This is a genomic window from Stenotrophomonas sp. Steno-Z2 (assembly GCF_056393235.1).
This window is the reverse complement of record NZ_JBWJOY010000001.1, coordinates 1,029,902-1,053,052: the sequence shown is the minus strand read 5'-3', so window position 1 is coordinate 1,053,052 and position 23,151 is coordinate 1,029,902. Positions and strand designations below refer to the sequence as shown.

Genomic DNA, 23,151 nt, shown 5'->3' with positions numbered 1-23,151 from the left:
CACGCAGTTCTTGGCAATGCCGCCATGCTCGGTGGTTGCTGAACGGCAGCCATGAAGGCGCCACTCCATCCGCCCTGGGAAAGCGGACCGTGGCGACGGAATGAGTCAGGGCGTCCACTCATTCAAGGGGAACTTCATGTCGATCAAAACGCTGTTCATCAGTCTGTTCGCCGTCACCCTGGTCATCTTGGGCCTGGTGTTCGCCTCCATCTTCGAGGTCAAGGCGACCTCGGCGCGGTTGAAGGCGGCACAGCAGTCGCGCTACGACTCCTACCTGCTGGCCGACGAACTGCGCCAGAGCTCGGACGACCTCACCCGGCTCGCGCGCACCTACGTCGTCACCGGCGACGCGCGCGACGAGCAGGCTTACGCCGACATCGTCGCCGTCCGCAATGGCGGCAAGGCGCGCGCGGACGGCCAGGCCGTTTCCCTGCAGAAGCTGATGGAGAAGGCCGGCTTCACCGCCGCCGAATTCGCCAAGCTCAGGCAGGCCGAGGACCTGTCCAACCAGCTGGCCAAGGTGGAGAGCGCGGCCATGCACATGGTCAAGGGCCAGTACGACGACGGCAACGGCGGCTTCACCCTGGCGGGCGAACCGGACCTGGAACGCGCGCGCGCGCTGATGCACGACCAGGCCTACCAGGACACCAAGGCCGCGATCATGAAGCCGATCGGCGAGTTCTTCGTGCTGCTGGACCAGCGCACCGAAGGCCAGGTGCTGGCGGCGGAGAAGGCCAACGGCCTGTGGACCGGCATCGCCGTGACCTCGATCGTGGCCGCCCTGGTGGTGCTGCTGGGCGCGCTGCTGTTCGCCTTCCGGCGCATCATCGGCCAGCTCGGCGGCGAGCCGCAGGACGTGGTCAGGGCAGTGGGACGCATCGCCAACGGCGACCTGCAGACCCCCATTGCGCTGCGCCCGGGCGACACCTCCAGCCTGGTGCACTCGCTGCGCGCCATGCAGGGCAGCCTGACCTCCATCGTGGCCGACATCCAGTCGATGGCGGAGGCGGCGGTGCGCCGCGGCGACTTCAGCGTCAAGATGGACAGCGCCGGCCGCGCCGGCTTCATGAAGGACATCGCCGGCCTGCTCAACGAGCTGTCCGACGTGACCGAAGCCGGCCTGCAGGACATCAGCCGCGTGTCCGGCGCGCTGTCGGCGGGCGACCTCTCGCAGAAGATCGGGCAGGACTACCCGGGCCTGTTCGGCCACACCGCCGGCGCCGTCAACCACACGGTCGCGGTGCTGGCCGGGCTGGTCGATGAGATACGCGCCCTGGCCGACAGCGCCGGGCAGGGCGATTTCAGCCGCCGCATCGAACTGGACGGCAAGAAGGGCTTCGGCCAGGAGATCGGCCGCCTGCTCAACCAGCTGTCGGTCACCACCGACGCCGGCCTGCGCGACGTGCTGCGGGTCGCGCAGGCGCTGGCCCATGGCGACCTGACCCAGCGCATCGACACCGACTACCCCGGCCTGTTCGGCCAGGTGCGCGCCGGCATGAACGCCACCGTCGCCAACCTGCACCGCCTGGTGCAGCAGATCAAGGACGACGCCGACCAGATCGGGCTGGCCACCACCGAGATCGCCAACGGCAACCAGGACCTGTCCGCGCGTACCGAAACCCTGGCGGCCAACCTGGAAGAGACCGCCGCCAGCATGGAGGAGCTGACCTCCACCGTGCGCGACAACGAACTGCGCGTGGCCCGCGCCGGCGACATCACCCATTCGGCCACCGACGTGGCCGCGCGCGGCGGCGAGATCGTCAAGGCGTCGATCGCCACCATGGACGAGATCGCGCACAGTTCGCGGCAGATCGCCGAGATCATCGGCGTCATCGACGGCATTGCCTTCCAGACCAACATCCTGGCGCTCAACGCCGCGGTGGAAGCGGCGCGCGCCAGCGAACACGGCCGCGGTTTCGCCGTGGTGGCCTCGGAGGTGCGCAGCCTGGCGCAGCGCTCGGCCGAGGCGGCCAAGGACATCAAGAACCTGATCACCGATGCGGTGGCCAAGGCGGAGAACGGCACCGAGCGCGTGCACCGGGTCGGCGACGCGATGGACGAGATCGTCACCGGCATAGGCGGCGTGACCGCGATCATGTCCGAGATCCTGCTGGCCAGCCGCGAGCAGAGCAGCGGCATCAGCCAGGTGGCGCAGTCCACCACGCAGATGGACGAAGTGACCCAGAGCAACGCGGCGCTGGTGGAGGAAGTGGCGGCGGCGGCGACCTCGCTGCGTGACCGCGCGCAGAGCCTGCTGCAGTCGGTAGCGGCGTTCAACCTCGGCGGCAGCCTGCGCCTGGCGGCGTAAGCGACGCACCCCGTAGGAGCGGCTTCAGCCGCGAAAGGCTTTACCGGGAGAGCCTCTTCGCGGCTGAAGCCGCTCCTACGGGCTTTGATGGCCGGTGTCGTGCAGCGCCTTGTGCAGCACGTCCAGCAGCTGGCCGTCGTCCAGCCGGTGTTCCCAGTACATGATGCCGCCGAGCTTGTTGCGCTTGACGTACCCGGCCTTGATCGCCAGCGACTGCGGGTCGTCGTAGGTGATCAGCTGGCGGGTGGCGGGATTCCACAGCCACGGCACCTGCGCCTGCGCGTCCCAGTGGCGCTCCCAGCCCGGCGCGCCGAGCCGGCTGCGCACGATCTCGCTCCAGTCGATGAAGCCGCCTTCGCTGCCGAACGTCTGGTACAGGCCGGCATCGGCCGGCTCCACGTCGCCGAAGCGGCGGCCGTAGAACGGCACGCCGACGTTGATCTTGCCCGCCGGCACGCCGGCCTCCAGAAAGTAGCGCACCGCGCCTTCGGTGGTGCGTTCGTCCGCCGGCGCCAGCGCCGAACGCGCCAGCCCGCTCTGGTGGCCGGTGGTCGGGGTCAGGCTGCCGTGGAAGTCGTAGGTCATCAGGTTGATCCAGTCCAGCGACCGGGCAATGCGCGGCAGTTCCAGGCCCTCGGCGAAGCGACCTTCGGCCGCGGCGATGGTCAGCAGGTAGTGGCGCCGGCCGTCGCCCTCGCGGTCCAGGCGCGCGCGCAGCGCTTCCAGCAGCAGGGTGAAATTGCGGCGGTCGTCAGGGCTGTGGCTGATGTCGGCGTCGCCCAGGGTCGGGTATTCCCAGTCGATGTCCAGGCCGTCCAGGTCGAAGCGCCGCAGCAGGGCGACGCCGCTGTCGATGAAGCGCGTGCGCGCCGCTTCGGTGGCCGCCGCCTCGGAGAAGTTGCCGGCGCCCCAGCCGCCGATGGACAGCACGATCTTCAACGCGGGGTTGTCGGCGCGATGGGCGACGAGCGCGTGCACATGCGCCGGGTCGACCTTGTCGGGCAGGTACACGCTGCCGTCGGGCGCGACCCTGGCGAAGGCGAAGTTGACCACGTCCAGCTGCGCGGCCGGCAGCCGTGGCGGCGCCGGGCCGTCGGTGACGTAGCCGATCAGGCGGAAGGGCTGCGCCTGCGCGGCGGCGGCGAAGGCGAGCAGCGCGGTCGCCAGCAGGGCGCGCAGGCGGCGGTGGGGTGCGGACATGGAAGGCCCCGGCATGGATGAGGGGCCCACTCTAGCCGCTCCGGCCGACGCCGCTGCGCGCGGTAACGCCTGAAACCGGTGGTCACGACGCCTGCAGGAGCGACTTCAGTCGCGAAGGGGCGTTTCCAGTAGAGCCCCTTCGCGACTGAAGTCGCTCCTGCGGGGCGCGGCGGTCAGCGCGCTTCGGACAGGTCGGTTTCCAGCGTGGCGGCTTCGGTGGCGCAGTCGCGCGGCACCGGCAGCGCCTGTGCGCGCGCGGCGGCGATCTCGCGCCGCGCCGCGTCCAGGTCGGCGCGGAACTCGGCGTTGTCGTGCAGGCGCGCGACCGCGGCCGCGCCCATCGCCTGGCCCTGCTGCACGTCGCTGTACCAGTGCACGTTGCACACCAGCCGGCTGTGGCCGTAGTTGCGGCCGCGTTCGAGCAGCGCGGTGGCGCGTTCCGGGGCGATCTCCGACAGGATCAGCGCCCAGGCCCAGCCGATGGCGGTGTGGCCGGACGGATAGGAGCCGCTGCCGCGCAGGTGCGGCTCGTCGTCCGGGGTGCAGGTCGGCTGGCCGTTGACCATGAACGGGCGCGGCCGCCGGTAGTGGTTCTTGGCCGCGCGGGTTGCCGCGCTGGCGTCGATCAGGCTGCGTTGCAGCAGGCGGTACAGGGCCGGCGTGTGCGTGGCGTCCACCGGCACCCCGAGCGCGCAGCTGAACTGCCCGGCGCCGGTGGGGAAACGCAGGTCGGCGTCGGCGTGGGCCTGGCCGAAGCGCGCGCTGCCGCGCAGCGCGACGGCCTGGCGGGCGACCGCTTCGTCCAGTGCCGCCCAGGCCGACCCCGGCGCCGGCGGCGCGGGGCTCAGCGCCAGGCTGTCGGGGATCGCCTCACCCTGCAGGTAACCGGTCGGTGCCGACGCGGGGATTTCGCCGTGGCCGGTGGCGACGGGGGCGGGCGCGCTGGCGCAGGCGCCGAGCGCGGCGGCCAGGACGAAGGCCGCGCCCAGGCGCAGCGGAAACAGGGAACGGACCATCGTGGAAACGGGCATCGGCGGAACAGGCCGGCATCATCGCACCGATGCCGCCGGCCACCTAGACGGCGCGGGCCCAGGCGGTCAGCCGGCCGTCCTCCTCCTGCACGTCGATCGGGCCGCCGAACACCTCCGACAGCGGCCCGGCGCGCAGCAGTTCGCCGCGCGGGCCGTCGGCGAAGATGCGCCCGCCCTTCATCAGCACCACGCGCTGGATTTCCGGAATCACCTCCTCGATGTGGTGGGTGACCAGCACCAGGGTGATGCCCTGCGCGGCGAGGTGGCGCATGGTATCGATCAGGCGCTGGCGCGAGACCAGGTCCAGCCCGGTGGAGGGCTCGTCCAGCAGCAGCGCGCGCGGCTGGTTGACCAGCGCGCGGGCGATCAGCACGCGGCGGGTCTCGCCGGCGGACAGTTCGGCATAGCTGCGGCCCAGCAGCGACGAGGCGCGGGCCAGTGCCAGCGCGTGGCGCGCGCGTTCGCGCATGGCGTCGGTGACGTCGCGGTGCGCCGGCACCACGTAGCTGGCGAAGAAGCCCGAGATCACCGCCTCCTCCACGCCCAGCCCGGGCATGCCGGACAGGTTGCTGGACAGGTCGCCGGTGACGATGCCCAGCTGCGAGCGCAGCCGGTCCACCTGCCAGCGGGTCTGGCCCAGCACCTTGACCGGCACCTGCCCGTCGCCGCGCGCCAGCGGGTACAGCTCGCGCGTGATCAGCTTGATGAAGGAGGACTTGCCGCAGCCGTTGGGGCCGAGGATGGCGGTGTGCTGGCCCTGTTCGATGCGCAGGTCCAGTTCATGCAGGACCCGGACCTGGCCGCGGATGACGCAGGCGTGGTCCAGTTCGATCAGGGGGGCCGCGACGGCGGCGGGGGCGGTGGACGTCATTCAGGCAAGGGTGGCGTTGGCGGGGCAGCTGAAGGATTGGACCAAAGTAAACGCGCGGGGTGATGAAGTTTGCCGCGGCAGGCCCCATCATGTGTATCCACGGTTTCATCCGTCACCGAAACAGCCTGGAGTTCCGCGATGTCCGACACCCTCCTCGACTTCCTCACCGGCGGCGTCGCCGGCCTGGGCTGGTGGGGCATGCTGGCGGTGCTGCTGGTGTTCACCCAGCTCACCATCTTCGCGGTGACCCTGTACCTGCACCGCAGCCAGGCCCACCGCGGCGTGGACTTCCACCCGCTGGTCGCGCACTTCTTCCGCTTCTGGACCTGGCTGACCACCTCGATGATCACCCGCGAGTGGGTGGCCATCCACCGCAAGCACCACGCCAAGGTGGAAACCGACGAGGACCCGCACAGCCCGGTGACCAAGGGCATCGGCCGCGTGTTCTGGCGCGGCGTGGAGCTGTACCGCGAGGCGCGCACGATGCGCGCGGACATCGAGCAGTACGGCCGCGGCGCGCCGGAGGACTGGATCGAGCGCCACCTCTACACCCCGCACGCCAACCTCGGGCCGGTGCTGCTGTTCGCGCTGAACTTCGCGCTGTTCGGCCTGCCCGGCATCGCGCTGTGGGCGATCCAGATGGCGTGGATCCCGTTCTGGGCCGCCGGCGTGGTCAACGGCCTGGGCCACTGGTGGGGCTACCGCAACTTCGAATCGGCCGACACCTCGACCAACCTGACGCCGTGGGCGTTCTGGATCGGCGGCGAGGAACTGCACAACAACCACCATGCCTTCCCCAGCTCGGCGCGCTTCTCGATGCGCCGCTGGGAGTTCGACATCGGCTGGCAGGCGATCCGCCTGCTGCAGGCGCTGGGCCTGGCCAGGGTGCTGCGCGTGGCGCCGACCATGGACATCCGCCCCAACATCGCCGTGCCCGACGCCGACACGCTCAAGGCGCTGCTCTCGCACCGTTTCCAGGCGATGACCGACTACCAGCGCAACGTGTTCGCCCCGGCCCTGCGCGAGGAAGCCGCCGCCGCCGGCGCCAAGCTGCGCAAGCTGCTGCCGCGACGCATGCGCAGGGGCCTGGTCAACGATGGCCGCTGGCTGAAGCCGGCCTGCCGCGAACAGCTGCAGCAGTGGGTGAGCCAGCGCCCGCGCATCCAGCTTCTGGTCGAACACCGCGCGCGCCTGGCCGCGCTGCTGGAAGCGCGCACCCACGACGCCGCCGAACGCCTGCGGCACCTGCAGCAGTGGTGCCACGAGGCCGAGGCCAGCGGCGTGGCCGCCCTGCAGGCCTACGCGGCGCGGCTGAAGGGTTATTCGCTCAGCGCGGCATGACCTGCCGCGCATCCGCTTCCGCCCATGGACGCCGCCTCGTGCGGCGTCTGTCGTTCCTGCTGGCGGCGGCGACGCTGCCGTGGGCCGCGATGGCGCAGGTGCAGGACACCGCCGACTACCTGCGGCGCATGGACCTGGACGGCGACGGCCGGGTAAGCCCGGACGAATACCTGCAGTGGATGCTGTACGCCTTCGACCGCATGGACCGCGACGGCAACGGCGTGCTGGAGCCGGAAGAGCAGCCCGGCGGCCGCGGCAGGCCGATCACCCGCGAACAGCAGAAGCAGGTGATCCTGGAGCGCTTCCACAGGCAGGACGCCAATGGCGATGGCCATCTCAGCGCGCGCGAGCTGATGGCGCCGCCGCGCTGACCGCGGTTCTCCCGCTGTAGAAGCGGAGCACGTCCCGCACCTGCGATGTGCCTGGAGTAAAAAAGCCCCCTCTGAGACAGTGGGCGCGCCGAAGGCGAGGGGTGTGGCAGGCGAGAAACGGGGCCCGCGGTTTGCACCGCAGATCGTGGGGCGACAGCGCGCAGCGCTGGCGTGTCCCCGCACTACAATCGCTCCATGCCAGAACTCCCCGAAGTAGAAACCACCCGCCGCGGTCTGGAACCCCATCTGCAGGGACGCCGCATCCATGGCGTGATCCTGCGCCGGCCGGACCTGCGCTGGCCGATCCCGCCGCAGATCGAAGGCGCGCTGCCCGGCCAGCGCATCGCCGCGATCCGCCGCCGCGCCAAATACCTGCTGCTGGACACCGATGCCGGCAGCGCGCTGCTGCACCTGGGCATGTCCGGCAGCCTGCGCGTGCTGCCCGGCGATACGCCGGTGCGTGCGCACGACCACGTCGACATCAGCCTCGAGGACGGGCGCCTGCTGCGCTTCAACGACCCGCGCCGCTTCGGCTGCCTGCTGTGGCAGGCGCCGGGCGAGACCCACGAACTGCTGCGCGGGCTCGGCCCCGAACCGCTGGACGCGGCGTTCGACGGCGACTACCTGTTCGCGCGCAGCCGCGGCCGCAGCGCGCCGGTCAAGGCCTTCCTGATGGACCAGCGCATCGTCGTCGGCGTCGGCAACATCTATGCCGCCGAAAGCCTGTTCCTGGCCGGCATCAACCCGCTGCGCGAGGCCGGCAAGGTGTCGCGCGAGCGCTACCAGCGCCTGGCCACGGCGGTGAAAGGCATCCTCGGCCACGCCATCACCCGCGGCGGCACCACCCTGCGCGACTTCATCAGCCCCGACGGCGCGCCCGGCTACTTCGAGCAGGAACTGTCGGTATACGGCCGCGAGGGCGAGGCCTGCGTGCGCTGCGGGCGCGCGCTGCGCCATGCCAGCATCGGCCAGCGCGCCACTGTCTGGTGCGGCCACTGCCAGCGGTGAAGAGGCGAGGAACGAGTGGAGAGGAACGAGGAACGAGGGAAGGCAACAGCGGGAGCAGCGGCGGAGGCAGGGGCCGTCATTCCCGCGTAGGCGGGAATCGCGCTGGCTTCGCTCGTTCCTCGCTCCATTCACCCGCGCCTGCCTATCATCCGCACACCCCATTCCGGACGAACGCATGGATCGACGCGACTTCCTCCAGCGCGCCTCGCTGGCCCTGGCCGCCTTCGGCCTGCCGACGCTGCCGGCCTGCGCCGCCGCCGAACGGCAGCAGGGCCTGCGCCGCATCGGCCAGCCGCAGCCGTTCGATTTCGCCGCGCTGAAGGGCCAGGCGCGCGCGCTGGCGCAGGCGCCGTACCGCAGCCACAAGCGCAGCCTGCCGCCGGAAGTGGAAGCGCTGGACTGGGACCAGTACCAGTCCATCCGCTACCGCCAGGACCATGCACTGTGGGCCGACCAGCCCGGGAAATTCCAGGCCAGGTTCTTCCACCTGGGCCTGTACTTCCACACGCCGGTGCGCATGTTCGACGTGGTCGACGGCAAGGCGCAGGAATTGGCCTATGACGGCGCCGCGTTCGACTACGGCAGCAGCGGCCTCCACGGCGGGCGCCTGCCGGCGGACCTGGGCTTCGCCGGCTTCCGCCTCAATACCCGCAGCGATACCGAGCGCGACTTCGCCGCCTTCCTCGGCGCCAGCTACTTCCGCGCGGTGGGCAGGGAAGGCCAGTACGGCCAGTCCGCGCGCGGGCTGGCGATCGACACCGGCATGGGCCGGCCCGAGGAATTCCCCGACTTCATCGCCTATTACCTGGAACAGCCGGCCCGCGACTCGGACACCGTCGTCGTCTACGGCCTGCTCGACTCGCCCAGCGTGGCCGGCGCCTACCGCTTCGCCATCACCAACGGCGACGTGCTGCTGATGGACATCGACAGCGCGCTGTACCCGCGCCGGGAAATCGAGCGGCTGGGCATCGCGCCGTGCACCAGCATGTACCAGGTCGGCGAGAACGACCGCCGCATGGCCTGGGACTGGCGCCCGGAAATCCACGACACCGACGGCCTGTCGATGTGGAACGGCGCCGGCGAGTGGATCTGGCGCCCGCTGTGCAACCCCGCGCAGCTGCGCTTCAACATGTTCGTGGACCACAACCCGCGCGGCTTCGGCCTGCTGCAGCGCGACCGCGACTTCGACCACTACCAGGACGACGGCGTGTTCTACGAGAAGCGCCCGTGCCTGTGGGTGGAGCCGAAGGGGCAGTGGGGCGAGGGCTCGGTACAGCTGGTGGAGATTCCCACGGTCGACGAGACCTTCGACAACATCGTCGCGTTCTGGAACCCGAAGCAGAAGCCGCAGCCCGGGCAGGAACTGCTGGTCGGCTACCGCCTGTACTGGGGCGCGCAGCCGCCGGCGCGGCCGCCGCTGGCGCATTGCGTGGCCAGCCGCACCGGCCTGGGTGGGGTGATCGGCAAGAAGCGCGAGTACTTCTCCTGGCGCTTCGCGGTGGATTTCGAAGGCGGCGAACTGGCCGGCCTGATCGACAAGGCCGAGGTCGAGGCCGTGGTGGAAACCAGCCGCGGCCGCGTGGAAGTCGTCTCCGCCCGCCCGCTGCGCGAGATCAAAGGCTACCGCGCCATGTTCGACCTGGTGCCGCCGGACGACGGCACGCAGCAGATCGACATCCGCCTGTACCTGCGCAGCGGCGGCAGGACCCTCACCGAAACCTGGCTGTACCAGTACAGCCCGCCGCCGGTGGAACAGCGCACGCTGTACTGATCGATGCCCGCCACGACGCGGCGGGCCGTACGGCGCGACGCCGCGTCGTGATGGCCGCCGGTACCGCCGCCGGCGGTCTCCCGGCTGCGCGCTGATCGTGCTGCGTCGCAGCGAAAATTCCCCTTCCGACCCCACAATCGCAAGGCAGCCCGGCCTTGTGGCTATCACGTGCGGATAACGATTGACAGCGTTGTCAGCCGGCGCGTAAAACGACCTGCGCTCGGCCATGCCGCCGTGGCGAACATTCCGACGACCTTGGGGAGAGAGACCAGATGGCCAGCCAATGCCGGCAACATGCGCTTGCGCGCGCGATCTTCGCTGCACTGATCACCACCGCCACCGCATTGCCCGCCGCCGCGCAGTCGGCGCAGGAAGAAGGCAAGACCGAAGCCCGCGACGCGTCCACGCTCGACGCGGTGATCGTCACCGTCGAACGCCGCGAGCAGGATCTGCAGAAGTACGCCGGCACCGCGCAGGCGATCTCCGCCGACGACACGCGCGCGCTGGGCATCAACAACGAACTGCGCAACATCCAGGCGCTGGTGCCGGGCATGAGCATGGCCAACCAGGAAGGCAACCTGGAAATCTTCATCCGCGGCGTGGGCTCGTCCAACAACACCGAACTGGGCGATCCGGGCGCCGCGCCGCACATCAACGGTGCCTACATTCCGCGGCCGCGCGGGCTGGGCGGAATGTTCTATGACGTCGAGCGCGTGGAGATCAACAAGGGGCCGCAGGGCACGCTGCGCGGACGCAACGCGCTGGCCGGCACGCTCAACATCATCACCAAGCGCCCGGACCTGGAATCGTCCGGCGGCTACGTGCAGGCCGAGGCCGGCAACCGCGACCATCGCGGCGGCGAGTTCGCGTTGAACATGCCGCTGGGCGGCTGGGCCGCCATCCGCGTGGCCGGCTACAAGGTCGAGAAGGGCTCGTCGTTCGAGAACGCCGGCAGGATGCAGGAACTCGACCCGGCCGGCATCCAGGACGAGCGCGGCGCGCGCGTATCCTTCCTCTACCAGCCCGACGACAAGCTGTCGGTGTTCGCCATGGCCGACATGGGCAAGGAAGGCGGCACCGGCTACCCCGGCGCCACCGTCTACACCGCCGCCAAGGCCGGCTACATGCCCGACGACCTGGATCTGCGCAAGGTCGTCTACCGCGGCGCGCAGGGCACGCTGGACAGCACCAACTGGGGTGCGCAGACCAACGTCAGCTACGACTTCGGACCGGTGGCGCTGGAGTACAACGCCAGCTACCGCGATGTCGATTACCGCCAGACCAACGCGCAGAGCGAAGGCATCCTCTGGCCGGGCCGCAACATCGACCCGGTCTCGCCCGCCAATCCCGGCGGCATCGACTACGACAACTACTCCACCCAGTACTGGATGACCCAGTCGCAGTCCTACATCCACGAGCTGCGCCTGTCCTCGGCCGACGACGCGCGCCTGCGCTGGACCACCGGCCTGTTCCACTTCAACGAGGACCAGCAGGTCGGCTACCTGTCGCTGGTGGACAAGGGCAGGTGGTATTCGGGCACCGAATTCACCATGCCCAAGGTCAACGGCCGCTCCTCGGCCGCGTTCGCCGACGGCACCTTCGACGTCAATGACCGGCTGCGCCTGAAGGGCGGCCTGCGCTACACGCAGGAAGAAAAGTCGCGCTACGGCATCGGCGGCAACTGGGCGCTGGGCCTGCCGGGCGAAGGCGGCGATTTCGCCACCCGCCTCGGCACGCCGGGTTTCGTGCCGGCCTTCATGAAACGCCCCAACTTCGACGTCAGCAACATCACCTCGCAGGCGGACATGGCCCGCTTCCTGCTGCAGGGCATCCTGGCCCATGGCCGCAACGACACGCTCCTGCAGCAGATCGGCAACGTGCCCAATGGCGGCGCCTTCGGCTGCGTGGACCGCCCGGACATCGGCGGCGACACCATCGACTGCCCGTACAAGGACTGGGTGCAGGTGAGCGGCATCCCGGCGCAGCAGTTCGGCCGGAGCAAGTTCAACTTCACCGACTGGCGCGTGGGCTTCGAATACGACGTGTCCGACGACAGCCTGCTCTACGGGCTGATCTCCAGCGGCCACAAGGCGGGCGGCTTCAACGACACCTTCGACCCACAGGAGATCCCGGAGACGTTCAAGCCCGAGTCCATCGTCGCCTACGAGATCGGCAGCAAGAACACGTTCCAGATGCTGGGCCGCAGCTCCACCTTCAACGCCAGCGGTTTCTACTACGACTACAGCGACCAGGTGTTCCAGGACCTGGCGGTGATCGCCACCAACCCCACCACCGGCGAAGCCACCGGTTACTCGCTGGTCAACCGCAACGTCGGCAAGTCCGCCGTGTACGGCGTGGAGCTGGAGAGCGTACTGCGCTTCCCCGGCAACGTGATGCTGAACCTCAACGCGCTGTGGATGGACAGCGAGATCAAGGAAGGCGTCGTGGCCGACGTGCGCAGCCAGAACTACGACGCCGGCGGCGCCACCTCGTTGATCGACCTGTCCGGCAACGAACTGCCGCTGGCCTCGAAGCTGACTTTCAACGCGCGCCTGCAGCACACCGTGGAACTGCCGTTCGGCACCCTGGACTGGCAGGTGCTGGCCTCGTACCGCTCGGCCTACTACCTGACCCAGTACAACAACCGCGACGTGCAGTTCATCAGGAAGGACGCCGCCTCCGGCGAGATCGTGCCCGACCGCGTCGAAACCGCGCAGCAGGCCGGCTTCCCCGACCGCCAGCGCGCACGCACCACGGTCAATGCCGGCATCGGCCTGACCTCGCTGGACGGCCACTGGCGCGTGGAAGCCTGGGGCAACAACCTGCTGGACAACGACATCTCGCAGAAGGCGCTGGTCGGGTCGGGCATCAACGTGCGTTTCCTCAACGATCCGCGCAGCTACGGCCTGCGTCTGCGCTACCAGTTCTGATGTGACAGGATGGACCGCCCGCGGCGGATGCGCGTGGGCAACGCCACGCATGACGCCAACGTTCCGCCATGACGGAAAAGCCATGAGCCAAAAAACCCGCTGGTCGCAGTTCGGTGTACTCATCACGGTGTTCTTCTTCTGGGGCTTCGTCGCCGCCAGCAACGGCATCCTGATCCCCGTCTTCAAGAAGGCCTTCGACCTGACCCAGGCGCAGAGCATGTACGTGGCGATCGCGTTCTATGTCGCCTATACGGTCGGCTCGCTGATCTACGCGGCGGTTTCCAGGGCGATGGGCGTGGATGTGCTCAACCGCATCGGCTACAAGAACGGCATCTGCATCGGGCTGCTGATATCGGCGCTGGGTGCCGTGCTGTTCTACCCCGCGGCCAACCTGGGGTCGTTCAACCTGATGCTGTCCGGCCTGTTCATCGTCGGCCTGGGGTTCTCCCTGCAGCAGATCGCCGCCAACACCCTGGCCATCATCATGGGCGACCCGGCCACCGGTTCGCAGCGGCTGACCATGGCCGGCGGCGTCAACAACCTGGGCACCACCATCGGGCCGCTGCTGGTGAGCATCGCCATCTTCGGCAGCGTCGCCACCGGCAACACCGAGGCCAGCATCGAGAGCGTCAAGACGCCCTACCTGGTGCTGGGCGCGGCCTTCGTGCTGGTGGCGCTGTTCCTGAAGTTCTCCTCGGTGCCCAACCACATCGACCTGGAAAAACTGTCCGCGACCGAGGCGCAGGACAGCAGCAGGCTGATCCACGGGAAATCGGCGCTGGCCTACCCGCAGCTGGTGCTGGGCATGCTCGGCATCTTCCTCTACGTCGGCGTGGAGGTCTCCACCATCGACAACCTGCCGGCCTATCTGGAACTGCCGGTGGAGAAGGGCGGGCTGGGCCTGGAGACCGCGCTGATCGCGCCGTTCGTGTCGCTGTACTGGGCGAGCCTGATGATCGGCCGCTGGGGCGGTGCCACCGGCGCGTTCGACGTGGGCGCCGGCACGAAGAAGCTGCTGATGCTGGTGCTGCCGTTCGTCGCCTTCGGCGTGTACCTGGCGGTCAACGCGATCTCCGGCCACGACGCCTCGCAGTTCTTCCACTACGCGCCGGTGATCGTGCTGATGATCCTGGCCACGCTGGCCAGCCGGGGCAACCCGGCGCGCATGCTGCTGTACTTCGCCCTGTGCGGCATCGCCGCGCAGCTGGTGGGCATGTTCACCACCGGCATGACCAGCGTGATCGCCTTCATCAGCGTCGGCCTGTTCTGCAGCACGATGTGGCCGTGCATCTTCACCCTGGCCATCACCGGCCTGGGCAATGCCACCAACCAGGGCAGCAGCCTGCTGATCATGATGATCATGGGCGGCGGGCTGGTCAGCTGGGCGCAGGGCGCGCTCGCCGACAAGGTGGGCGTGCATTACAGCTTCATCGTCGGCGTGCTGTGTTTCGCCTACCTGGCCTTCTATGCCATCGCCGCCACGCGCACCCTGCGGCGCCAGGGCATCGACCTGGACAGGCTGGCGGCTCAAGGCGGGCATTGAGCGGCCCCCGGAGCCGGCCTTGCCCGCTCCGGGGGGAGCCCCGGCCTGACAGCGCAGTCACGCCGGGTCCTCCAGGCAGGGGCTGCCCCCCGGCATCCCGCTCACCGCTCTGCCGGGGTCAGCCCGGCGCGGGGCCGGTCGAGCGCCGCACCTGCAGGGTGTAGGCCACGTCGACCACGCCGCCGCTGCCCATCTCGCGGATTTCCTTGAGCAGTTCCTGCGCCGCCACCCGTCCCATGTCGCGGGTGGGCTGCCGCACGGTGGTCATCGCCGGGTAGATCTGGCGGGAGATGGGCGTGTCGTCGAAGCCGCAGACCGAAATATCGCCCGGTACCGACAGCCCGCGCTCGCACACGGCGCAGATGACGCCGGCCGCCATGTCGTCGTTGGCGGCGAAGATCGCGGTGGGCCGTTCGGGCAGGTCGAGCAGCGCGTTGGCGCCGGCGTAGCCCGATTCGTAGGAGAACTCGCCGTCCACCACCAGCGCCGCGTCGTAGCGCAGCCCGGCGCGGCGCAGGCCTTCGCGGTAGCCGGCCAGGCGCCACATGCTGGCGCCGTGCGCGGCATGGCCCTTGATGTGCGCGATGCGGGTATGGCCGAGCGCGGCCAGGTGCGCCATCAGCGCGCAGACCGCGCCGATCTCGTCCACCACCACGCCGACATGCCGGTTCTGTTCCCGGGCGGAGATGCTGGAATAGGGAATGCCCAGGTCGACCAGCCGTTCCAGCAGCGCCGCATCGTCGGTGAGCGGCGGGGTGAGCACGATGCCGTCCAGCTGCGACTGCATGATCAGCGACTCGACCTTGCCCACGATGTCCGCGGCGTCGTACACCAGCGGCGCCAGCATCAGGTTGTAGTGCTGCGCCTGGCAGGCGTCGAGCACGCCCAGTTCGATTTCCATCAGGTAGTTCGACGACGGGTTGTCGAACAGCATGGCGACCAGGTAGGAGCGCCGGCCGGCCAGCACGCGCGCCGACGGCAGCGGACGGTAGCGCAGCTTCTCCACCGCCGCTTCCACCAGCTTGCGGGTGCGCTCGGACACGTTCGGCTCGTTGTTGAGCACCCGCGAGACGGTCTTCATCGACACGCCCGCCGTTTCCGCCACGTCCTCGATGCGAACCCGCCCGGGTCTGCCCGCGGCCGCCTGCGTGGGTCCGGCCGCCGCCCGTTTCTTGCCAGTCATATGGTTCTCGGTTCCCGCCAGGCAGGTGCCATCGCGCTTGGATACAGGTGCAACTTTAGCCGCAATGCGGTGTGCCGCTATGCAGCAAGCCATCATCGTGGACTGGCGCTATTCTGCGCCTGCCTGACAACGCTGTCATGGTGGCGCGCACCATCGCGCGTTTCTCCAGCCTCCCGTCCAGGAAGACCCTCGCCCATGAAGCCCCGCCTTCCGCATCCCCGTTCCTCCGCCGGCCGCCGCCTGCGCCCGCTCCTGCTGGGCGCCGCGCTGGCCCTGGCCTGCGCGCCGGTCGCCGGCGCCGCGCCGGCACCGACAGACGCACCGGTCCGCATCGATCCGGCGCACTGGCCGCAGCCGGCCTGGCCGCTGGCGCTGGACCCGGCGATGGAGAAGCGCATCGACGCGCTCATGGCGGCGATGACGCTGGAGGAAAAGGTCGGCCAGGTGGTACAGGGCGATATCGCCAGCCTCACTCCGGAGGACGTGCGCAGGTACCGGCTCGGCTCGATCCTGGCCGGCGGCGGCTCCGATCCGGGCGGCCGCTACAACGCCAGTCCGGCCGAATGGCTGGCGCTGGCCGATGCCTTCTGGGAAGCGTCGATGGATACCCGCGGCGGCGGCAAGGCGATCCCGATCATCTGGGGCATCGACGCCATGCACGGCCAGAGCAACGTGGTCGGCGCCACCCTGTTCCCGCACAACATCGGCCTCGGTGCCGCGCGCAACCCGGAACTGCTGCGCGAGATCGCCCGCATCACCGCCGCCGAAACCCGTACCACCGGCATGGAATGGACCTTCGCGCCGACCGTGGCGGTACCGCGGGACGACCGCTGGGGCCGTGCCTACGAAGGCTACTCGGAAGATCCGGCGCTGGTGGCCAGCTATGCCGGCGTGTTCGTCGAAGGCCTGCAGGGCAAGGCCGGCGCTCCGGACTTCCTCGACGACCACCACGTGATGACCACGGTCAAGCATTTCCTCGGCGACGGCGGCACCGACAACGGCAAGGACCAGGGCGACACCACGGTGGACGAAGCGCAGCTGCGCGACATCCACGGCGCCGGCTACGCGCCGGCGATCGCCGCCGGCGCGCAGTCGGTGATGGCCTCGTTCAACAGCTTCCACGGCGAGAAGATGCATGGCCACAAGCCGCTGCTGACCGATGTGCTGAAGCAGCGCATGCAGTTCGGCGGCTTCGTCGTCGGCGACTGGAACGGCCACGGCCAGATCAAGGGCTGCAGCAACACCGACTGCGCGCAGACCTACATCGCCGGCCTGGACATGGCGATGGCGCCGGACAGCTGGAAGGGCATGTATGAAAGCACCCTGGCCCACGCCAGGGACGGCAGCCTGCCGATGGCGCGGCTGGACGACGCGGTGCGCCGCATCCTGCGCGTCAAGTTCCGCATGGGCCTGTTCGAGAAGCCGAAACCCTCGGCGCGCGCGCTGGGCGGCAGGTTCGAGCTGCTGGGCGCCCCGCAACACCGCGCGGTGGCGCGCCAGGCGGTGCGCGAATCGCTGGTGCTGCTGAAGAACCAGGGCGGCCTGCTGCCGCTGGCCCCGAAGCAGCGCGTGCTGGTGGCCGGCGACGGCGCCGACAACATGGCCAAGCAGGCCGGCGGCTGGACCCTGACCTGGCAGGGCGACGGCACGAAGCGCGCCGATTTCCCCAACGCCGACACCCTCTGGGACGGCCTGAAGGCGCAGGTGGAAGCGGCTGGCGGCAAGGCCGAGCTGGCCGTGGACGGGCGCTACAAGGCCAGGCCGGACGTGGCGGTGGTGGTGTTCGGCGAGGAGCCCTACGCCGAGTTCCAGGGCGACCTGCCCGACCTGATGTTCAAGGGCGGCAGGTCCGGCGACCTGGAGCTGATCAGGAAGCTGAAGGCCGACGGCATTCCGGTGGTGGCCGTCTTCCTGAGCGGCCGCCCGCTGTGGGTGAACCGCGAGATCAACGCCGCCGACGCCTTCGTCGCCGCCTGGCTGCCGGGCTCGGAGGGCGGCGGCGTCGCCGACGTGCTGCTGCGCCGGCCCGACGGCAGCGTGCAGCATGACTTCCGCGGCAAGCTCAGCTTCTCCTGGCCGCGCCGCGCGGACCAGTTCGCCAACAACGTCGGGCAGAAGGACTACGACCCGCAGTTCGCCTACGGCTACGGCCTGACCTACGCCGACAGCGGCGACCTGCCGGCATTGTCCGAGGAGCCGGGCATCGACCCGGCCGCCTCGCGCACCAGCGCCTGGTTCGACCGTGGCGTGGCGACCACCGGCCTGACCCTGCGCCTGGTCGGCGCCGATGGCGAAGCCTCGGACATCGTGCATCCCAATGCGGCGACCGCCGATGGTTCGGTGGTGATGACCGCGGTCAACACCGATGTGCAGGAGGGCGCGCGCCAGTTCGCGTTCCAGGGCGCCGGCCGTGTCGAGCTGCGCGCGAACACGCCGCTGGACCTGGTGCGGGAAACCAACGGCGACGTGCTGGCGATCGCCAGCGTGCGGGTCGAAGCGCTGCCCGCGGGCGCCAGGGTGGACTACCTCGTCAGCTGCGGCGACGGCTGCCGTGGCGAGGTCGCCATCGGCGACGCACTGGCGAAGCTGCCGCAGGGCCAGTGGGCGCGGCTGGGCGTGCCGCTCAAGTGCCTGCGCGGCGCCGGCGCGGACACCGCCCGGCTGGACATGCCGTTCGCGCTGCGCGGCAGCGCCGGCCTGCGCCTGTCGCTGGCAAAGGTGAGCATCGGGACGGACTACGAACAGAAGGTCGAATGCCCGGCGCCCTGAGTCCATTGCCTGCGAAAGCAGGCCCCGCCGGTGGCGAGGCGCAGGCCTGGCCACCGGCAGGGGAGCGATTCGGCCGGAAGGATCCGCCCGCGCTGCATTGGCCTGCCGGTGAAGGAGCGGAAGGAAGACGGCGGCTCCGATGAACGCAGGCGGATTGCCGCCTGCGCCCGCCTGTCGCGGCGGGGGGAACAACGAGGTCGCCTCCCGCGAGCGCGGGGCGATGGCCGCGCGGCGACGGTAGTCCGGGTGCAGCGGCTCCGGGCCGGACGATCAGGCTTCTTCCGGTGAACCCGGGCTGCGTCGCCGCGTCGCCGACGTCCGCAAGGCCAGCCAGCGCCGCGGCGTCATGCCGGTCAGGTCGCGGAAGCTGCGGCTGAAATGGGCCTGGTCGGCGAAACCCGAATCCAGTGCGATCGCCGCCAGCGGGCTGTGTTCCGCCATGCCGGCAAGCGCCTTCAGCAGCCGGCTGCGCATGCGGAACTCCACCGCGGTGATGCCGAACGCCTGGCGGAATCCGCGGCTGATGGTTTCCGGCCGAAGCCCCGCCTGCCCGGCCCATTCCTTGAGGCCCAGGTTGGGGTCGCGCCGCAGCTCCGCGGCCAGGCGGTCCGGCCAGTCGTCCGCGCTCACCGGTGAGGTCCGCAGTCCGGCCCTGAGCAGCGCCGATGCCCGGTGGATGTCCCGGTCCGCCAGCCGGGCGATGGCGTCGGCATCGTCGACGCTTCCCAGTGGCGATGCGATGGCGCCGCTCCATGGCAGGACGAGGACTTCGGCGCCGCCGCGGGCAACGGTGTTGAGGTGGGATTCGTAGGGACCATGCAGGATGACGTCGCCCGCGGCCACGCGCATGCGGCCGCGGTCGCCGGCCTCGATGTAACTGCCGCTGAGTACCAGCGCAGCGAAACCGCAGTCATGGCGATGACGGCCCAGCGTCTCGCCGGGGCGATGCCGCAGGCGTCCGGCGATCGTGGCGACGGTGCATTCACAGGCCATCCGCGCATGGTGGAAGCCCGCACGGGCCAGGTCAATCGTGTTCAAGCGCGCGCGCGGACGGGCGATTAACGTGCATTGCCCAGGCCATGGACCCTTGTCCGATGTTTTCCCGCACCCGCGCATGCCCCCGTGGATCGACGCCGCGTGCCGCCGTGGCCCGGCCCTGGTTCCTCGCCCCGCTCCTGCTGCTGCCGGTGTCCGTGGCGGGCGCCGCGGGATGGGCGCCGCCGCCGATGAGGCTGGAGGTCGATGCGCGCGAAGTGATGGCCGGTGTGCAACATGCGCAGCTCGTCGTTCCGGTCCGCCCGGGGCCGCTGGCGCTCGCCTATCCCAGGTGGCTGCCGGGGGAGCACCGGGCCAGCGGCCCGATCACCCAGCTGGTCAACCTGCGGATGGAAGCCGGCGGCAGGCCGCTGGCCTGGCGGCGCGATCCGCTCGATCCCTTCGTCTTCCGGGTGGAGGTGCCCGCCGGCAGCGACAGCCTCGATGTCCGCTTCGACTATCTGTCGCCCTCGGCGCCGTTCGGCAACGGCTTCGGCAAGGCCCCCAACATGACGCCGCATCTGCAATGGGTGCTGTTCAACCACCTGCTGCTGTATCCGGCCGATGCCGGCGCCCAGGACCTGCAGGTCCAGGCCAGCGTGAGGCTGCCCCCGGGATGGACGGCCGATGGCGCGCTGCCGGCGCGGATGCAGCGCGACGGCGCGCTGTCGTTGCCGGCCGTGAGCCTGGCCCGGCTTGTCGATTCGCCGATGCTGGCCGGGCAGTTCCTGCACTCCCTGCCGCTGCCGGCCGGGCGCCGCGCGAACGTGCGCATCAGCGTCGCCGCCGACAACCCGGCCGACGCGCGGATCGGGCTGCCGGTGCAGGAGGCGCTGCGGCGCCTGGTCGGCGAAACATTCCACCTGTTCGGCGAGGATGCGCTCCCGGGCGACGGCTACGCCTGGCTGGTTGCGCTCAGCGACCTGTTGACGCACGACGGGCTGGAGCACCTGGAGTCTGCGGATGTCCGCGCCGCGTCCGGCTTCTTCCGCGATGCGCGCCAGCGCGTGCAGTGGAGCGTGCTGTCGCATGAATTCTTCCACGCCTGGAACGGCAAGGCGGTACGCCCGGCGGAGCAGGCAGGCCGCAACTTCCAGCAGCCCATGCGCGACGGACTGCTGTGGTTCTACGAAGGATTGACCCGCTACTACGGCGACGTGGTCCTGCCGGCCCGCAGCGGCCTGGCGACGCCGCAGCAGGTGGGGAACTACCTGGCCTACGTCGCCGCGCAGATCGGCCAGGAGCGGCCTGGCCGCGCCTGGCGCAGCCTGGCCGATACCGCCGTCGCCACGCCCGCCTATGGCGAAGCGCCGCCGGAAGGCACGGCGGTCCGCCGCGGCAGCGACTATTACAACGAAATGCTGCTGGTCTGGCTGGAGGCCGACGTGCTGATCCGCCAGCGCAGCCATGGGCAACGCTCGCTGGACGACTTCTGCCGCCGGTTCTTCGCGCGCGCGCCGGGTGCCGACGGTACGCGGACCTACGCGCGTGAGGACATCGTGCGGTCGCTGCGCGCGGTGGAGGACCTGGACTGGGAGCAGTTCCTGCATGCGCGCATCGATGAGATCCGCCCGGAACCGCCGCTGGGCGGCCTGCTCGCAAGCGGTTGGAGCGTGGCTTACGACGATCGCCCCAACCCCTTCATCGATGATGTCGAGGCGGCGAACGCGTCCTACGATTTCATGACCTCGCTGGGCCTGCGGGTGGATGGCGCGGGCAGGGTGCAGGACGTGCTGCCGGGTTCGCCGGCGGCGGCGCTCCGGATCGGGCCCGGCATGCGCATCACCCGGGTCGGCCCGGCGCCGTGGTCGCTGGCGGCGCTGCGCGATGGCCTGCGCCTGTCGCCGGTGGCGCCGGTGGAACTGCAGGTGGCGTACGGCGACGTGGTGCGTACGTTGCCGGTTCCCTGGCGGGAAGGGCTGCGGGTGCCGCATCTGCGCCGCGATCCTTCGCGCCCGGACCTGCTGTCCGGTGTGCTGGCCCCGCAGGTGCCGCCGTCCGTTCCCCGCTCCGGCCCGAACAAGGAAAGATCTTTCCCATGACAGTCTCGATGAACAGGCGTTCCTTCCTGGCCCAGGCCGCCGCGGCCACGGCCGCAGGTGCCCTGCCCATGGCGGTCGCCTCCACCCCGCCGGCCGCCGGTGGTGGACTTGACGCCTTGATCCGCTACGAGCGCGCGGGAATCGTGGCGGCGATGGCCGCGCACGACATACCGGGCGTGGCGGTCTGCCTGCTCCACGGCGGCCGGCCGGCCTGGATCGAAGGCTTCGGCACGACCGGCGGCAGCGGGCCGGCAGCGGTGGACGAACGGACGATCTTCAGCATCCAGTCCACCTCCAAGAACTTCACCGCCGTGGCCGTGCTGCTCGCCGTCCAGGATGGCCTGCTGGACCTGGATGCGCCGGTTACCCGCTACCTGCCGGGCTTTTCGGTGCGCAGCCGTTTCGAGGCGCGGCCGCAGGAGCGGATGACGCTGCGGATGCTGCTGAGCCACCGCGCCGGCTTCACCCACGAGGCGCCCGTCGGCAACAACTACGAACCGGACTCCCCCGGTTTCCAGGCGCACGTGGACAGCATTTCCGATACCTGGCTGCGCTGCCCGGTCGGCGAGCGCTACCGCTACTCCAACCTGGGCTACGACCTGGCCGCGTCGATCCTGCAGGAGCGGACCGGCGTGGCCTATGCGGAATGGCTGCGCAGCAAGCTGTTCGCCCCGCTGGGGATGGACGACAGCACCGCCGCCGCGGACGTCTACACGACGCGGCGCAACCGCGCGCTGGGCCACGAGGCCGGCCATGACCGCGTGCCCGCGGTGACGCCGCTGCTGGCTTCCGGCGGCGTCTACACCAGCGCCCGCGACATGGCGGCCTACGCGGCATTCCTGCTGGGCCGCGGCAGGCGGGCGGGTACGGCCCTGCTCGATCCGCAGCTCTGGGAGGAAATGCACGGATTCGGCCTCGGCGGCGATTACGGGCTGGGCGTGATCCGCGCCGAGCTGCGCCATGGGCAGACGCCGCTGCGGATGTACAGCCACCAGGGCGGCGGATTCGGGTTCGGCTGCGTATTCGCCTATTGCCCGGACGCCGATCTGGCCTGGACCGCGATGTTCAACCGCCCGGTCTCGGCGCCCTACCGTTTCGGCCGGCGCCTGCTCGACGGCGCGTTGTCGCTGCGCTATGGCGCGCGGCAGCCGCGCCTGCCGGCGCGGGACGTCGCCTCGATCCGCCCGACGGCGGTACTGCACCGTCAACTGGTCGGCAGCTACGTGGGCCGGAACGTGAAGGCGGACATCCGCCTGCAGCCCGGCGGCCTGGTGTTCGAGGGCACCGGCAACGACACCCATGGGCCGCTGCTCGCCGTTTCGCCCGACGATTTCCTCGTGCCCGCCGCCGACGGGGAGCTGGCGGCCTACCGCTTCCATGCCGCCAGCCCCGGCCAGCCCGCGCACCTGGAGTGCTTCGAGGGCGAAGCCAGCCTGGACTTCAATGAAGGGCCGGAGGACCCGGAAGGCCCGGATGCCAGCCACTGGAAGCGTTTCGAAGGCCGCTACCGGGTCTTCCAGTGGGGGCGCCCGGCCTTCGACGTGACGGTCGAGCGGCGGCGCGGCTACCTGTACATCAACGGCATCCGCCTGGTGGTGGAAACCGAGCCGGGGCTGTTCTTCGCCAGCGATGGCGAGGCCGTCGATTTCCGGCCGGAAACACCGACCTGGCGCAGCCTGCGCCTGCAACGGCTGGCGAAGGCAACGACCTGAAGCTTCCTGGCGGCGCCGGCGGCAGGGGGGCCGCCC

General features: G+C 70.2%; 15 protein-coding genes. 10 read left to right on the top strand and 5 right to left on the bottom strand.

Annotated features, from left to right (window positions below):
* The first annotated feature begins 136 nt into the window (after window positions 1–136).
* Window positions 137–2,308 carry a methyl-accepting chemotaxis protein gene (locus AC06FP_RS04560; protein ID WP_456117579.1) on the top strand — a complete coding sequence of 724 codons (2,172 nt, stop codon included), beginning with the start codon at window positions 137–139 and terminating at the stop codon, window positions 2,306–2,308.
* Window positions 2,309–2,383: 75 nt separating this feature from the next.
* Here AC06FP_RS04560 and AC06FP_RS04555 read toward each other — a convergent pair whose 3' ends face one another.
* The 3 genes from AC06FP_RS04555 to AC06FP_RS04545 all read right to left on the bottom strand — a co-directional run bounded on the left by AC06FP_RS04555 (window position 2,384) and on the right by AC06FP_RS04545 (window position 5,410).
* The gene (locus AC06FP_RS04555) at window positions 2,384–3,508 is read right to left on the bottom strand and encodes a glycoside hydrolase family 18 protein (RefSeq protein ID WP_478074659.1); all 1,125 of its coding nucleotides are present in this window, start codon (window positions 3,506–3,508) and stop codon (window positions 2,384–2,386) included.
* 173 nt (window positions 3,509–3,681) lie between these two features.
* Window positions 3,682–4,524 carry an acid phosphatase gene (locus AC06FP_RS04550; protein WP_478074658.1) on the bottom strand — a complete coding sequence of 281 codons (843 nt, stop codon included), beginning with the start codon at window positions 4,522–4,524 and terminating at the stop codon, window positions 3,682–3,684.
* 58 nt (window positions 4,525–4,582) lie between these two features.
* On the bottom strand, window positions 4,583–5,410 hold the full coding sequence (locus AC06FP_RS04545) for an ABC transporter ATP-binding protein (RefSeq protein WP_478074657.1): 828 nt from the start codon (window positions 5,408–5,410) through the stop codon (window positions 4,583–4,585).
* A 138-nt stretch (window positions 5,411–5,548) separates the two neighbouring features.
* Between AC06FP_RS04545 and AC06FP_RS04540 the strand changes: the two genes are divergently transcribed.
* From AC06FP_RS04540 to AC06FP_RS04515, 6 genes are all read left to right on the top strand, one after another.
* Window positions 5,549–6,751 carry a DesA family fatty acid desaturase gene (locus AC06FP_RS04540; protein WP_478074656.1) on the top strand — a complete coding sequence of 401 codons (1,203 nt, stop codon included), beginning with the start codon at window positions 5,549–5,551 and terminating at the stop codon, window positions 6,749–6,751.
* On the top strand, window positions 6,748–7,122 hold the full coding sequence (locus tag AC06FP_RS04535; RefSeq protein WP_478074655.1) for an EF-hand domain-containing protein: 375 nt from the start codon (window positions 6,748–6,750) through the stop codon (window positions 7,120–7,122). The genes AC06FP_RS04540 and AC06FP_RS04535 overlap by 4 nt, the downstream gene beginning before the upstream one ends.
* A 195-nt stretch (window positions 7,123–7,317) precedes the next feature.
* The gene (gene mutM, locus AC06FP_RS04530; protein WP_456117573.1) at window positions 7,318–8,130 is read left to right on the top strand and encodes a bifunctional DNA-formamidopyrimidine glycosylase/DNA-(apurinic or apyrimidinic site) lyase; all 813 of its coding nucleotides are present in this window, start codon (window positions 7,318–7,320) and stop codon (window positions 8,128–8,130) included.
* Window positions 8,131–8,305: 175 nt separating this feature from the next.
* On the top strand, window positions 8,306–9,901 hold the full coding sequence (locus AC06FP_RS04525) for an OpgD/OpgG family glucan biosynthesis protein (RefSeq protein WP_478074654.1): 1,596 nt from the start codon (window positions 8,306–8,308) through the stop codon (window positions 9,899–9,901).
* A 272-nt stretch (window positions 9,902–10,173) separates the two neighbouring features.
* The gene (locus AC06FP_RS04520) at window positions 10,174–12,831 is read left to right on the top strand and encodes a TonB-dependent receptor (RefSeq protein ID WP_478074653.1); all 2,658 of its coding nucleotides are present in this window, start codon (window positions 10,174–10,176) and stop codon (window positions 12,829–12,831) included.
* 82 nt (window positions 12,832–12,913) lie between these two features.
* A complete protein-coding gene (locus AC06FP_RS04515; RefSeq protein WP_478074652.1) occupies window positions 12,914–14,374 on the top strand; it encodes an MFS transporter in 1,461 nt (486 codons plus the stop codon).
* Between the two features lie 118 nt (window positions 14,375–14,492).
* On the opposite strand, the gene AC06FP_RS04510 is transcribed toward AC06FP_RS04515, so the two are convergent.
* On the bottom strand, window positions 14,493–15,455 hold the full coding sequence (locus AC06FP_RS04510; protein WP_456119508.1) for a LacI family DNA-binding transcriptional regulator: 963 nt from the start codon (window positions 15,453–15,455) through the stop codon (window positions 14,493–14,495).
* 297 nt (window positions 15,456–15,752) lie between these two features.
* Here AC06FP_RS04510 and AC06FP_RS04505 point away from each other — a divergent pair, with 297 nt between their 5' ends.
* On the top strand, window positions 15,753–18,326 hold the full coding sequence (locus AC06FP_RS04505; protein ID WP_478074651.1) for a glycoside hydrolase family 3 protein: 2,574 nt from the start codon (window positions 15,753–15,755) through the stop codon (window positions 18,324–18,326).
* A gap of 270 nt (window positions 18,327–18,596) precedes the next feature.
* On the opposite strand, the gene AC06FP_RS04500 is transcribed toward AC06FP_RS04505, so the two are convergent.
* Complete coding sequence (locus AC06FP_RS04500) at window positions 18,597–19,442, bottom strand: helix-turn-helix domain-containing protein (RefSeq protein WP_478074650.1); 846 nt, start codon at window positions 19,440–19,442, stop codon at window positions 18,597–18,599.
* 29 nt (window positions 19,443–19,471) lie between these two features.
* Here AC06FP_RS04500 and AC06FP_RS04495 point away from each other — a divergent pair, with 29 nt between their 5' ends.
* Window positions 19,472–21,403: a M61 family metallopeptidase gene (locus tag AC06FP_RS04495; protein ID WP_478074649.1), complete on the top strand. Its 1,932-nt coding sequence runs from the start codon at window positions 19,472–19,474 to the stop codon at window positions 21,401–21,403.
* Window positions 21,404–21,411: 8 nt separating this feature from the next.
* On the top strand, window positions 21,412–23,115 hold the full coding sequence (locus tag AC06FP_RS04490) for a serine hydrolase domain-containing protein (protein ID WP_478074648.1): 1,704 nt from the start codon (window positions 21,412–21,414) through the stop codon (window positions 23,113–23,115).
* Window positions 23,116–23,151 lie beyond the last annotated feature (36 nt).

What these genes read in the sequence shown, in the direction of transcription:
- AC06FP_RS04540 (WP_478074656.1), top strand. Translation starts at nt 5,549, where the DNA reads ATGTCCGACACCCTCCTCGACTTCCTCACCGGCGGCGTCGCCGGCCTG.
- AC06FP_RS04545 (WP_478074657.1), bottom strand. Translation starts at nt 5,410, where the DNA reads ATGACGTCCACCGCCCCCGCCGCCGTCGCGGCCCCCCTGATCGAACTG.
- AC06FP_RS04490 (WP_478074648.1), top strand. Translation starts at nt 21,412, where the DNA reads ATGAACAGGCGTTCCTTCCTGGCCCAGGCCGCCGCGGCCACGGCCGCA.
- AC06FP_RS04535 (WP_478074655.1), top strand. Translation starts at nt 6,748, where the DNA reads ATGACCTGCCGCGCATCCGCTTCCGCCCATGGACGCCGCCTCGTGCGG.
- AC06FP_RS04525 (WP_478074654.1), top strand. Translation starts at nt 8,306, where the DNA reads ATGGATCGACGCGACTTCCTCCAGCGCGCCTCGCTGGCCCTGGCCGCC.
- AC06FP_RS04505 (WP_478074651.1), top strand. Translation starts at nt 15,753, where the DNA reads ATGAAGCCCCGCCTTCCGCATCCCCGTTCCTCCGCCGGCCGCCGCCTG.
- AC06FP_RS04520 (WP_478074653.1), top strand. Translation starts at nt 10,174, where the DNA reads ATGGCCAGCCAATGCCGGCAACATGCGCTTGCGCGCGCGATCTTCGCT.
- AC06FP_RS04560 (WP_456117579.1), top strand. Translation starts at nt 137, where the DNA reads ATGTCGATCAAAACGCTGTTCATCAGTCTGTTCGCCGTCACCCTGGTC.
- AC06FP_RS04510 (WP_456119508.1), bottom strand. Translation starts at nt 15,455, where the DNA reads ATGAAGACCGTCTCGCGGGTGCTCAACAACGAGCCGAACGTGTCCGAG.
- AC06FP_RS04555 (WP_478074659.1), bottom strand. Translation starts at nt 3,508, where the DNA reads ATGTCCGCACCCCACCGCCGCCTGCGCGCCCTGCTGGCGACCGCGCTG.
- AC06FP_RS04550 (WP_478074658.1), bottom strand. Translation starts at nt 4,524, where the DNA reads ATGGTCCGTTCCCTGTTTCCGCTGCGCCTGGGCGCGGCCTTCGTCCTG.
- mutM (WP_456117573.1), top strand. Translation starts at nt 7,318, where the DNA reads ATGCCAGAACTCCCCGAAGTAGAAACCACCCGCCGCGGTCTGGAACCC.
- AC06FP_RS04500 (WP_478074650.1), bottom strand. Translation starts at nt 19,442, where the DNA reads ATGCGCGGGTGCGGGAAAACATCGGACAAGGGTCCATGGCCTGGGCAA.
- AC06FP_RS04515 (WP_478074652.1), top strand. Translation starts at nt 12,914, where the DNA reads ATGAGCCAAAAAACCCGCTGGTCGCAGTTCGGTGTACTCATCACGGTG.